Origin of the sequence: Synechococcus sp. JA-2-3B'a(2-13), from assembly GCF_000013225.1 — a bacterium.
Lineage (GTDB): Bacteria > Cyanobacteriota > Cyanobacteriia > Thermostichales > Thermostichaceae > Thermostichus.
In genome coordinates this window covers 1,796,266-1,808,420 of record NC_007776.1, presented here as the reverse complement: position 1 = coordinate 1,808,420, position 12,155 = coordinate 1,796,266, and the positions used below count along the sequence as shown (strand labels likewise).

Annotated in this window: 13 protein-coding genes and 1 tRNA gene; 7 read left to right on the top strand and 7 right to left on the bottom strand. The window is 53.0% G+C overall.

What is annotated here, in order from left to right; all coding sequences use genetic code 11:
• The first annotated feature begins 24 nt into the window (after positions 1-24).
• Positions 25-540, top strand: coding sequence for a nucleotidyltransferase domain-containing protein (locus tag CYB_RS08210; protein WP_041436565.1), 516 nt, complete (start codon positions 25-27; stop codon positions 538-540).
• Positions 500-949: a HEPN domain-containing protein gene (locus tag CYB_RS08205; protein ID WP_011433327.1), complete on the top strand. Its 450-nt coding sequence runs from the start codon at positions 500-502 to the stop codon at positions 947-949. Before CYB_RS08210 ends, CYB_RS08205 begins: the two co-directional genes overlap by 41 nt.
• Positions 950-970: 21 nt before the next feature.
• Here CYB_RS08205 and CYB_RS08200 read toward each other — a convergent pair whose 3' ends face one another.
• Positions 971-3,769, bottom strand: coding sequence for an anti-phage-associated DUF1156 domain-containing protein (locus CYB_RS08200; RefSeq protein ID WP_011433326.1), 2,799 nt, complete (start codon positions 3,767-3,769; stop codon positions 971-973).
• Positions 3,770-3,821: 52 nt separating this feature from the next.
• Here CYB_RS08200 and CYB_RS14370 point away from each other — a divergent pair, with 52 nt between their 5' ends.
• From CYB_RS14370 to CYB_RS15160, 3 genes are all read left to right on the top strand, one after another.
• Positions 3,822-4,061 carry a DUF433 domain-containing protein gene (locus CYB_RS14370; RefSeq protein WP_011433325.1) on the top strand — a complete coding sequence of 80 codons (240 nt, stop codon included), beginning with the start codon at positions 3,822-3,824 and terminating at the stop codon, positions 4,059-4,061.
• Positions 4,062-4,137: 76 nt separating this feature from the next.
• Positions 4,138-5,331, top strand: a complete 1,194-nt coding sequence (locus CYB_RS08195; protein ID WP_011433324.1) for an RNA-guided endonuclease InsQ/TnpB family protein — start codon at positions 4,138-4,140, stop codon at positions 5,329-5,331.
• Between the two features lie 25 nt (positions 5,332-5,356).
• The gene (locus CYB_RS15160; protein ID WP_187147225.1) at positions 5,357-5,527 is read left to right on the top strand and encodes a DUF5615 family PIN-like protein; all 171 of its coding nucleotides are present in this window, start codon (positions 5,357-5,359) and stop codon (positions 5,525-5,527) included.
• An 89-nt stretch (positions 5,528-5,616) separates the two neighbouring features.
• Here the strand turns inward: CYB_RS15160 and CYB_RS08190 are convergent, their stop codons facing one another.
• The 6 genes from CYB_RS08190 to CYB_RS08165 all read right to left on the bottom strand — a co-directional run bounded on the left by CYB_RS08190 (position 5,617) and on the right by CYB_RS08165 (position 10,683).
• Positions 5,617-5,838, bottom strand: a complete 222-nt coding sequence (locus CYB_RS08190; RefSeq protein ID WP_011433323.1) for a hypothetical protein — start codon at positions 5,836-5,838, stop codon at positions 5,617-5,619.
• Between the two features lie 38 nt (positions 5,839-5,876).
• Entirely contained in the window at positions 5,877-6,554 is a 678-nt protein-coding gene (locus CYB_RS08185; protein ID WP_083757646.1) for an anti-phage-associated DUF3780 domain-containing protein, read from the bottom strand.
• On the bottom strand, positions 6,551-9,631 hold the full coding sequence (locus CYB_RS08180) for an anti-phage-associated DUF499 domain-containing protein (protein ID WP_011433321.1): 3,081 nt from the start codon (positions 9,629-9,631) through the stop codon (positions 6,551-6,553). The genes CYB_RS08185 and CYB_RS08180 overlap by 4 nt, the downstream gene beginning before the upstream one ends.
• Before the next feature lie 145 nt (positions 9,632-9,776).
• Positions 9,777-9,971: a hypothetical protein gene (locus tag CYB_RS08175; RefSeq protein WP_011433320.1), complete on the bottom strand. Its 195-nt coding sequence runs from the start codon at positions 9,969-9,971 to the stop codon at positions 9,777-9,779.
• A gap of 70 nt (positions 9,972-10,041) precedes the next feature.
• Positions 10,042-10,126: transfer RNA gene (locus CYB_RS08170), tRNA-Ser, on the bottom strand.
• Positions 10,127-10,212: 86 nt separating this feature from the next.
• The gene (locus CYB_RS08165) at positions 10,213-10,683 is read right to left on the bottom strand and encodes a tetratricopeptide repeat protein (RefSeq protein ID WP_238376725.1); all 471 of its coding nucleotides are present in this window, start codon (positions 10,681-10,683) and stop codon (positions 10,213-10,215) included.
• A gap of 237 nt (positions 10,684-10,920) precedes the next feature.
• On the opposite strand from CYB_RS08165, the gene CYB_RS08160 reads away from it, so the two are divergent.
• Together CYB_RS08160 and CYB_RS08155 are read left to right on the top strand one after the other, a co-directional pair.
• Positions 10,921-11,553, top strand: a complete 633-nt coding sequence (locus CYB_RS08160) for a DUF4384 domain-containing protein (RefSeq protein ID WP_011433318.1) — start codon at positions 10,921-10,923, stop codon at positions 11,551-11,553.
• Positions 11,554-11,751: 198 nt separating this feature from the next.
• Positions 11,752-12,147, top strand: a complete 396-nt coding sequence (locus tag CYB_RS08155) for a DUF4346 domain-containing protein (protein ID WP_011433316.1) — start codon at positions 11,752-11,754, stop codon at positions 12,145-12,147.
• Positions 12,148-12,155 lie beyond the last annotated feature (8 nt).

The window sequence follows — 12,155 nt, the reverse complement described above, 5'->3', positions numbered from 1 at the left end:
TAAGCTGATCAGCGCAAGGTAGCCATGTCAACCGTACAAGAGTCTGCAGGCTTTCAGGGCAGAGAGAAGCGCAGCATAGGAATATCCGAAGCACAAGCGCGGCTTATTCAAGAGAAAATTCAATCCGTCTTTGGCTCGGATCTGTGGGCTATTGTTGTCTATGGATCCCGCGCCAATAATTCATGGGTTCACGGCTCTGACCTCGATTTATTAGTAATTGCAGAGAATATACCCGATTGCAGAAGCAGAGATGACTTACTGCTTCCTACCTGCAGGGATCTAGAAAAACTTCTTGGCTTGGAGATAAACTTTATCTTGCTAAAGCCCACAGAGCTACGCAGGCCAGCCAGCTTGACTTATGAAGTGGCTACCAACCACCACATCATCTATGAAAAGCAGAACTGCATCACGCAGATCAGGGATATAGTCAATCAACTCATCTGTGACAGTTTAATTACGTATAAAGTATGCCGGGGGATCCCCTATTGGGTGAATAACGATGAGAAAGAAATTAGCAAGAGACTACTATCAAAGGGCTAATTATCGCATCCAAGCGTTGTCATTCTTCTATGAGGTTGGCGATTACGCTGACGTAGTTCGGATGTGCCAAGAAATCATTGAGTTATTCATCAAAGCTTGCCTAATCATTAAGGGAATAAACTACGGCAAAACCCATGACCCTGGTGGCCAAGTAGCAGAAAATAGAGAACGGTTCCCAGAGCTTTCTGACGAGGAAATAGCCTTGCTGGAAAACATATCATTTGAGATGCGCAAAGATAGGGAGTTGGCTTTTTATGGAGCTGTAGATATTGTCCCCTTGGAATACTACAAACAAAAAAATGCGGACAAGGCTATAGCTTATGTTAACCAAATAAAGTCGATTGTTGAGAAATACTTTAACTCATATGCTGAGCTTGAAGGAAGCCCTGACAATACAACTTGTGAGTGAGTTAATCCTATAACTTCTTCTTCAACCCAAGCGTTCATTTCTGATAAGGGCGAGCAAGATCCCGGCGGCTGAGGACTCTTCTGGATAGCGGTGTTCTCGCTTGCGGGCAATGTATTGACAAAAAGCCACCAAATCATCCCGGCGCATGTGGTAGTTGGGCACCAAAGACCGCAGGTGTTCCATCACCTCATCGCTATCCGCCTCTTTCTGCAGTTCGTAGAGAGCAAACAAAACGGCTCGCAGTGCTGAGCGGCCAAATTCGCCCTCAAAGCTGCTCTTCTTGAAGTCTAGAGCATTTTTGAGTCGGGCATTGTTGGGCTGCTGAGAGGCCATCAATTTGCCATAGTCGCCAACTCGAAATGCCTTGGCAAAGTTCTGGTAGTTGTCCAGCTTCTTCAGCCCTACGGCTTCCAGTTCCATCATTTTCAGATAAAAGCGCTCTGCACCACAGCACCCCTCCCACACCCCCTGCGCGATGCCTTCAGGTACAAGATGCTCATTGGCAACCTGCACGGCATAATCAATAATTTCCCGAACGATATCTCTTTCGCCTTTGGGTCGGGGGCGCAGGGCTGCTGCCACCATATCCTGTCCATCAATGCGCCGGTAGCCCGTCAATACCCGCAACGCTGCCGCATAACCTGCCATTTGCAAATCGGCATCTTCAAACAGGTTTTCGGTGCGCCCCTTGCCTTGGGTGCTTTGATTTAGCCCCACCATGGTTTCAATCTGATGGGCAACTTCTTGCCGCACCTCTTCCACCAACTCATCCCGATAGGCAGAAGTATCTTGCAACCGCTTACGCGCCACCAGCAACACCGTGCCTTGCACATAACCGCCCTTTTTGAGTTCAGAAGTGGTTTCGGTGGCAATGTACCAAGCGGCTGTAACTTGCAAGCCCGCCCCCCACATGATGCTGGCCATATCCGACCACACTTCCGCATCCTGATGGGTAAACATCACAATCTGCAACCCGTTGTCGGGCATGTGGTTCGCTAGGGCACTATAGGCGGCAATCATGTCCTGCCGAAACTTTTCGCCTTTGCCCTGAATGGCCAACGCCCGGCGACTGTCCCACACCCAATCGGCAAACTCCTTGGGGGGATTCTTGCGCAACCACGCGATGAAAAATTCCGTGATCTCGTGGTAATGCACCGCATCCGCATACGGTGGATCGGTGATGAAAATGTTGCATTTTTCTTTGTTCTGATTTACCGAAACATGGAATATAGAAGCTTTACATGGTAGGAATACACTTTTAAGGTCTTTTTCATAAAAGACACCCTCCATAAAAGTCCAACCTCTCATTCCATAGTTAAACAGGGGATTCAAGGCTTGATTGGTGAAAACATGACTTGTGCTCTCATATCCAATTTGTCCTTCCCACATACATAGCTTTGAGCTTCTATTTAATGTACGCAATAAAAAAATTTGGCTGGATGCACTTTTGCAAAGCCTTGACAATGTTGACAATAGAATAAGCTGTCGTGCATTAAACAAATGATGCCAATAAGTCCAGCCCCGCGTGCGAATTAGCTCATCGGTTTTTTCTCCAGGTTCAATCGGCATATCGGGTACTAAACCAGCTTCTTGCCAAGCGGCGAGGTTTTCTCTAACGATTTGCTCTACTTTGCGCTCTCGTTCTAGGTCGGCGGGGGTGACGCTGGCAAAAAAGGTTTCTTGACGGCTCTTGCCCAATGTTTCGGCGGTGATCCACTGAATGCAATACAGCCGTTCCTGAAAAATATCGTCGGGGCGAGGCATAAAATCGTGCTTTTCCCAACGGCGCAATTTGTTGCCAGTGGTGCCATCGGGAAGGCGGTAATCGCCTCGGATGGTTTTAATAGGCGTGCGGTACTCTTCTCCATCCAGAACGTAAACCAAATCGCCATCCTGAACGGTGCCCTTGGCAGCGGCTTTCATTTCCGCTTCGCTGACCCCGGATACAATTTCAATTTCAAAACGTTTTTGGTCGTAATTGGGGATTAACTTGGCCACCACATTGCGGGTTTTGCTGATCACCCAACTGGGAGCCATTGGCACCATCCAGCCGGTGTGGGGGCAACGGGTTTCTAGGCAGTATAGGTAGGCTTTGGCGCGGTTGCCGTGCTCATCATGCTCAATGCCTAGAGCAGTAATTTCCCGATCCACCGCCTCAGCCACTGCTTTTTGGGCTGCTTCAATTTCCCGACGGGTGGCTTCATCGGCTCCCACGATATTCAGCGCTCCCCAAGTGAGCATACAGGCAATGGGATTGAGGTCGCTGGCATAGACATCGCATCCCAGCCTTGCCGCCTCAAAGGGAATTTGACCGCTGCCGCAAAAGGTATCCCCTACTCGTGGGCGATGGCCAAACCGCAAAGTCCCCAGTTGTTCCACCAATTCCGGGAAACTGTGGGCATTTGTCCCCAAATGTTGGTTCACCCGATCCCAAATGGGGCCGTAGAGGGTGGCATCGTCGCATTCTTCCGGGCGTTTGCAGAGTTCCAGTTTTTCCAGGTAAGAGCGTTGCGCCAATTTGGGTTTGTCCCGTGGCGATTTCAGACGGCGTTCCAAACTGCTGTCAGCAATGCCCATCAGCAACTCAAACACTTCCAGATCGCCTTCGGGGTTATCCGTTGCAGGTAGCAATGCCCCCAATACGCAAGCTTTGGCCAGGATCAGAGGTTTGCGCCCTTTCCAATAGCTCCCCAACGCCGTGAGGGTTTGGCCAGCCCCAGCTTTGCGTTCCTTTTGCGCTTCGGCGCTGATTTTTTGGGCAGGCAAGAGCCGCTCGATCAAACTCGGCTTATCTTTCCAAGCAAGGGGGATGATGGACAAGGGAGATCTCCGGCGATACCATCGATCATGGTAGCTCTTAGGGCCCTAAGCCGTGAACTGGGAAGACTATATTCATTCGGATCCCGATATTCTCCTGGGTAAGCCAGTTTTCAGAGGAAGTCGCCTATCGGTGGAATTTATTTTGGGGCTATTTTCGGCAGGCTGGACGGAAAAGCAGATTTTGGAAAACTACCCTACGCTGACTCCAGAAGCACTTAGGGCTATGTTTAGCTATATCCAAGAATGTATGCGTGAAATGAACTTCTACAGTTTTTCAGATAAAGTCAGCTAGAAATCGCAGGAGCCCCGCACTGTACCCGTAGGGTCACTGCCGGGAGGAATGCGCTTTGATGAAGTACAATGAACTTATGAGCCAAGCCCTGACCATATCCTGCAAGCTCAAGGTGTCCTCGTCGCAAGCCGCCAAATTGGACGCGACGATGGATGCCTTTGTACAGGCATTGAACTGGGTCAACCAAAACACGCCGGAGAAGATCGTCAACGCGGTCAAGCTGCAATCCCTTTGCTACTACGAGATTCGAGCCCGGTTTGGCTTGTCCAGTAACTTGGCTCAACAGGTGTGCAGACGGGTAGCGGGTTCCCGCAAAGTGGCTAAGCAGAAAAAGCGTCCCGTCAAGGAGTTTAAGAGCGGCTTTGTTACCTACGACGCTCGCATCTTTTCGTTCCGTCAAAAAGACTGGACGGTGTCGCTGACCACGGTGGAAGGGAGAGAACGCTTTGAACTAGCCATTGGCAACTACCAGCGTGGGATGCTGGCTGGTTCTAACCCCAAATCGGCCACCCTAGTCCAGCGGAAGGACGGCTCCTACTACATCCAGATTTGCGTAGAGAAAAAACCACCCAAACAACAAGATACCGACAAGGTGATCGGGGTGGACTTGGGAAGGACAGATATTGCCCATACGTCAGAGGGGGACAACTGGAATGGACAGCAGTTGAACAGAGTCCGAGACCACTACTCCCGGTTGAGGGCGGTACTCCAACGCAAAGCCAGTAAGGGCACACGCAGTTCGCGGCGCAGATGCAGAGAACTGTTGCAACGGCTGTCTGGCAAGGAGAGACGCTTTCAAGTGTGGGTCAATCATCGCATCTCCAAAGCTATTGTCTCTAGGGCAAAAGCTACCAACAGCGCTATTGCTCTGGAAGACCTGACAGGGATCCGGGAAAGGGTCAATCAACAGCCACGCAGCAAAGCCGAGCGGCGTAGGACCAACAGTTGGGCGTTCTACCAGCTACGCCAGTTTCTGGAATACAAGGCGAGAGTTGCAGGGGTTTCTCTGATTCTTGTGCCGCCCGCCTACACGTCGCAGACCTGTCACAAGTGTTTACACATCCATCCCGATCCTGCGCAATCCTACCGCAGTGGGAAGCAGTTCAAGTGTGGGCACTGTGGATGGGAAGGGGATGCGGATTTGAATGGTGCGAATGTGATTGCGCTCTTGGGGGCTGTCGTAAACCAGCCTAGAGGTCCGGGCTTGTTTTGTTCTCTGGTAGAGCAGAGCAGGCTCAGGGCTACTGAAAGCCCGCTCCGTACCGCTTAGCGGTCGGAGCCGGGTAGTTTACTTGATGCAATTTCTCGTCAATGAAAATTTTCCACGCTTAAGTATCTGTCTATTGCGAGATGCTGGCTTAGATGTGGCATCGCTCTCAGAGGAAGCTCCAGGTACTAAAGATTTCGAGGTCTTGGCTAGAGCTGCACAAGAGAAGCGGATTATATTGACTTTTGATCGGGATTAGCGTCCTTTGTAAGTCTAGCTTGTCCAAATCTGGAATGGACTCTGGAAGAGCGTTAAACAACTTGCGAAACTGGGCAGTGGTGCGAGATTTCACAGTGTTTCGGGGTTTAATTCTTCCGTCTTGCCTGCTTGATACTCGGCTATTGCCTCGGCACCGAGTTTTGCTAACATATCTGCTGAAGAGGCAAAGGATTCTTCCCATCGCTGATCGTCTTCTAGCTCATCAAGAATCAGGCTGGCAATTGCATTTTGCTCCTCTGTGGGTAGAGCTTTTAACTTGCTAATCGCTTTCTCCAGCAGTTCTGTCATCATTTGCATTCTCCCAAATAGGCGGTTTTATCTAGTATAACTTAATCTCTTAGCTTTGTCGTGCCAATGGTTGCTTCACTATCCCAAAAGGGCGAGGGATCTTCTTGCAAGCAGGATAACAGGCTGAGTTGATCGGCTTCTACGGCTTCGCTACGCAAGCTATCGGAACAAGCTGGCTGGTATGGGCGCTTGACCGGAGTGGGCACACTCAGTTCCGTCAAGGGATTTTCTGTGAGGGCATAGCGCAGGGCTTTGCGCCAACCGATATTCCCGTGATCGACACCCCCTGTCGCCGCTGCTGTCATGGTGTAAAGCCACCAGCGCTCTTCTGGACGCAGCCCTCTCCAGTTGCGAATGGCATTGGGGATCGCCTCCGGTTTGGCCCGTTCTACTGCCCAAGCCAGCACCAGCAATTCCTTCCCCAGCAGACGTTCTACGAGGTTGCGGCCAGTTGTCCAACGGCTCGGATTCATTTTTTTCGCCCGCAGGCGGTCATTAAACTCTTGTTTGAGATCCTCAGCAATCTGGCTCCAGATAGACCGGCTGAGAACACAGCGCTCCGCAATGTCCGGCTGTCCGTTGATGCCCGCCTTGATGCCATAGACTTCGTAAATCAGCACAGGAGCGGTTCTGCCGGCAGGTATTTCGACCACAAAGTGGTGGGGATCAACGGTTTTGGGACAGCCGAACCCCACCGTCTCCCATTTTTTATCGCTCACTGCTCTACCTCTCCCGGCTCAGGATTGATTTCCAACCGATGCAAAAAGACTTCCAAATCGTGGCCGCTGCTGAAGTGTAGGTCGTCCAAGCGCAGACTCACCTCTGCCGTCTCATTGCCCAAAGCCTGACGTGCTATCGCAATAAACTGCTCAATGTCTTCCGCTTTTACCACCATATCGCTTCCAAACCGGGTGGTGATGGCTCGGTTCCCTTCCCCCACGGTTAGGGAGATCCCACCCGCCAGTCGCACACCCAAAGCCTTGCTCTGATTGATGGCCGTATAACTCGCCTTATTTCCTTGCAGGTTGAGGCGCTTGTGCAGCTTAGCCGGTTTGTTTTTGTCAATCACCGGCCCTTTTTGGTCGAGCGCCGGGATCGTGAATTTGCGAGTGGTGCTCACCCCTTGATCTTCGGCGTAGGCATAGATGGTAACGGCTTCTGATCCCTCTAGTTCGATGGGGCCAGTGTAGAGGGTGCCTTCCCGTGGGTTGATGCCCGTGGTGTTCCAGCGAATTTGACCACGGGGTTTCACGGTTAGCTCTACGGTGCGCTTGCCGCCGCCAATACGAGGCTGGTGGGTGAGGGTCAGCGTATTCTTCCAAGCATAGACATCCCCTGTCTCGTGCCGGCCATCCGGGTCAATGGCGACAAACCACAGGGCAGTGGCATCGGTTGTCCAGATCGTATCGGGCACCACAGGGCTGTTGGCATCCACATTGGGCGTGTAGCTGTAGTGAACACGGCCATTTTTGCCCGCATCTCGAGGCAGAATTTCCAAGGTAGCCGTACCGGTGCGGTCATCGTATTCTCGCTGGGTGATGGCTACGGATGTGCGGGGGGGCGGAAAGGGCCCCTTTTCGATGTATCCATCTTCGGTGTACCGCCAGCGACCTTGGCTGACGGCTATCTGCCGCAGGGTATCCATTCCTTTGGGGGGCAACCAGGGCCAGCGCTCGTTGGTGATGGTGCGGGAAACCACGTCTCGCCAAGGGATACGCCGCTCTCCCCCTGCCGGCCACAACAGGTCTTCTGCTCGCGACAGCAACGCCTCGGCATTGGCTTCCACATCGACATACAGCTTGGATGCACCGACATCGGATAGGGCTTTTTCGATCTGCTCTTCAGCATGGAAGGTATTGCCCGTAAAGGTCATGGAGAGCTTGGTAGGAGTCAGTTTGCCCTTGATGGGGTAATAGACCCGATTGAACAGGCTGACCACAGTGGCGTTAAAGTCGTAGGCGGCTTGTTCGGCCTCTTCCTCCAGTTCTGCTTTGTGGGGGGATTTGTCTCCACCGGTTTCTTCCAGTACTCGGGCAACGGCCCACAAACGACGGGTTTTGTCTTCTAGGCTGGCCAGATTGGAGCCATCTCCGGTAACCACACAAAAGTTGTTCTTCTCGGGAACACTTTCCCAAAACTGCTGGGCCTCTTCTGGGGGTGTTTTGCTGTCTGGGCTGAGTACCAGGCACACCCGCGGGCCATTGAGGCGAATCTCATCAATTTTGGGCAGGGCTTGCACCTCTTGATAGGCAATCCGCCGTTGGGGTCGGAAAATTTCTTCCAGCCGCCGCTTCATTTCCGCATCAATTTTCGGCTGGGGAGCGTTGCGGGCACGGCTATCAATGCGCTTACGCAGGTTCTCGATGTTGGAAAAGTACCAAGCATCGTTTTCTTTGCGGTGCAGGTACCAGGCGTTGGCACGGAACGCTTGAAAAGCATCCTGAAATTCGCTGACATTCCGCTGAGGAGCTACTAGGTATTCCAAAAATTGCCCCTCGGTAAAGCCTTTCACGGCATCAACTGATTCAGACAGAGAGGCAGTCAACAGCAGGGCAGCAATCTGACTGGCAGCATCATGGCCCAGTTTTTGATCCACCAGTTCAGCGACAGCAGTGCCATTGGCCGCAATATCGTGGGCAATCGCTCCCTGTAGATTGCTGATTTTGTTGATCTCTTCCCGCACATCTGGGATGTTGAGGTTCAGATGCTGGCAACCGATCAGGTAGACATCGTTGCTGGGACGCTTCCATACCGACTGGATTATTTTTGAAACAAACTGCATCAAGCCGCGAGTTTGACGGTAGCTTTCGTTTTCCTTAAATAGGGCAATGATGTGCTTAACCGAAGGATGGAAAGGGTAAGAAGCATGAATTTCGGCGGCAATTTGTTCGGCAGTTTTGGCAATTGATTTGGCTCTGGCTGCATCTCCCAGCACTTTTGCGTAGGCAGAAGCAACTGCATCAATGGTTTGTACATTGGGCAGGGAGCTAAATAGCCGCTTGCGGAGAATGTCGTAAATTTCCGATGTGCCCAGGTCTACCGGTGTGATGGATCGCGCTTGGCGGTTGGTTTCTTGAGCGAAGTTACCGATTGCTTTTTGCAGTTCCCGTGAGGCTCCTTCGTAGCTGCCGGATAGGTTGGAAATGACAATGCAGCAGCGCTTTAACTTCAAGGCGGCACTCAGCAGGTTCGATAGGGCGTAGGTTGTCACTTGCGCCAATGTACCTCCGCCCACCATGCGGGTAATGGCGTAGTCGAAGTAGGGCGGCAGCTCGTCCAATAGAATGAGGGTGGGTTCATCTCCAATTAAATCAATCCAATCCTGCTCACTGGGGGCATCTGCTCCGTGCTGCCAAAATTTGACAAAAGCCTCTTCTTTCCCCAGTTGCCGGGCAATCTCTCCCCAAATAAACCGTTGCTCGAACTTGAGGCGTCCATTGATGGCAACCAGTTTAGCGTCGGCAAAAGGAGCATCTTGAGTGATGTCTGGCACAACCTCGGCACGCAAAGCGGCATCCCGCGCCAGCAACCCTAGGGCAATCATGGAGTGGGTTTTACCACCCCCCATCGCCTGTTTGAGTTCAAACACCGCTTGGTCGGAGCGACCTGCCAGCCGTTTGAGCCCCTGACGCAGCAACAGATCCATCCCGCGGGTAATGTGGTTTTTGGCGAAGAATGCCCGGGCATCCTCTGCTGTATGCTCGATAACATTCGACAGATTTTCAATTTGCTCAACTATGGCGTAGTTCAAGGCCATAGGATGAATTTGACAAACGTCTTTGACGGTGGGAATCATTGCGGCTAGCTCCTGCTACCCAAGATGGTGACCCTCTCTTCAACTAAAGGAACTGTGGGGGGTGTTTAGTATTTAGCAGAGCTGACACAGGCAGGCAAGGACGGCTGTTCGATATTCATGTCCCGCCTTGTTTGGGATGCGACGGTCAGGATGGGGATCCCTCTGTGAGGATTTGGTTAACCTTTTCTGTCCACTGGGGATCTTCAGGTGCAATCACTATGCTCTTGGGTCGGGATCCCAGTTCCCGATAGATGGGCTCCACTGCGGGAGTGCCCCGCAACTGCCAAGCTATGTCTTTGAGCTGTTGAGTGGTCAAGGTCGATAAATCAAGGATGGTCATGTGGATAGCTCCCCCTCTGGGCCAGTGAATCTCTGTAGCTTCGACCCGTTGGGCTTTACCTCAAGATAAACGGAGAGGGTGGGATTCGAACCCACGGTGGCGTCAACCACGGCAGTTTTCAAGACTGCTTCCTTAAACCGCTCGGACACCTCTCCAAATTGCCGGGATCCCCAGGCTTTACTTATGTTACGCAATGGGCTTCAGGCTGTGCAATCACCAGCCGACCACAACCTCCACAGATTTACCCGCCACTGCCGCCGGAGACCTGAGTGGACGCCTGATGGTTGCGAATGGCCCGCTTGACCAAATTGAGGAAGGCAAAGGCCCGTTGGTCGGTGGGATCCAAGCGCATCACCGCTTGAAAGGCTGCTTCCGCCTGTTGCAGAACGGCCAGATCGATTTGTCCGTCCTCATCGGCTTCCAGTTGGGCCTTTTGCAAGAGGAGGGCCCCTCGATTGTAATGGGCTGCCACATGGTTGGGATCTGCCGCCAAAACGGCTTCCAGCTCTGTCAGGGCCGGATCCAGATAGCCGCTCATGCCCAGTACCCAGGCCAGCTTGTAACGAGCTTCGGTATGGGTTGGATCGGCAGCAACCGCCTGGCGAAACGCTTGGATGGCAGCCTGGAAATCGCCCGCTTGTACCGCTGCGATGCCTTCTTGGTAGCTGTCGTGAGCCATGAGCAAGTTGGGGGTTGACTGGGAAGCTGGCATGAGGAAGGGATCCCTTACCTGTAGATTAACCCTTGCCAAACGTGTTGCCCCCAATTCCCATCCCAGGTACCGAGAACAGAGCCGTGCCCCCGCTGGTTTACCGTCTTTTCCCTCTTGGGGGTGCCATCTGCAGCAGGAGAAACTGCCGCGGCAAGAGATTGGAGATTGCGCAAAGCCTGACCTGCATAACCTGCGCCCCTTCCTAGGATGAACATAGCCATTGATTGGGTGTGAACCATGAATGCCAAACTGCTTTTCCTACCGCTGGCTTTGGGGCTGTCTGTAGCTCCGGCCACCGCCGTTTTTCCGCAAACCCTGGGCATCTACCCTCCTTTACAGAGGCTGCAACTGGCCGATACCCGTCAGTTGGATGCTGGCACTCGCTCCATCATTGTCAACCCCGTTCCTTCCGACCTGCGGGTGAATCTGGAGCTGGATCGGCACGGGTCTAACCCCATCTACCGGCCTGGCGAGCCGATTGCCATTACCCTGAGCACCAACCGCGATGCCTACGTTTACCTGTTCAGCATCCAAGCCGATGGCCGTACCCATCTGATTTTGCCCAACCGCTTTTCCGGTGGCAACGAGTTTCTGCGGGCCGGAGAAGTGCGCACCTTCCCGCCGCCAGGGGCCAGCTATCGGTTGACCATCGCTCCACCCTTCGGCCAAGCCCAGGTGTTGGCGGTGGCCTCTCCCCGTCCGCTGAACTTCCAGGAGATTGCCTCTTTTGAGCAGAGTGGCTCCTTTGCCGACGTGCGGGTGCGGGGATCCCAACTGGGCAATGCCATTGCCCGCGCCATCATCGTCGAGGGGATCCCTTCGGACCAGTGGGTGACGGCCACTCGGTTCTATCGGGTTGCCCCGCGCTAATCCAAGCTCTGAGACCTCAGGTGGATGGCCCGCACAGGATCCCCTTCATCGGGTATATGACCAGCCCCACCGTTCAAGCTGGGAAGGAAGTCAACCACCCCAAAGGCTGCCCAAAGATTGGGTTCATCTGCCACAATGAGAGCAGCCAAAAGTAGTCCCGGCTACGTTTCTCCTGTGTGGTTCTGGGTCAGCCGTTCTATGTCCCCTTCCTCCAAGCCCCTGAGCGAGCAGATTCGCAGCATTGACGACCATCTCTCCCGCCGCCCCCTGGATCTGGATCCGGCGGGCTATTTCGTCATCTACTTGGATCGGGAGCAGAACCTCATTTGCGCCAAGTACTACAGCACCGTCATCAATGAGCGGGGGCTGGCCACCGATCCGGAAACAGGAGCTGTGATCCCGGCAAAGGGCTCCGTCAACCGATCCCCTGAACGGGTGTACGTTGGGCGCACGGCCAAAGAACTGTGTGTGCAGATCTTTGAAAAAGAGCAGGAGAAAGTGGTCTCCCAGCTCAGCCATGCGGCCTACTTGGGCAGGGAGTTTCAAAAAGCTGAAGCTGCCCTGATCTCCGGCGAGGAGTACATCCAAGACTGATCCCTTCC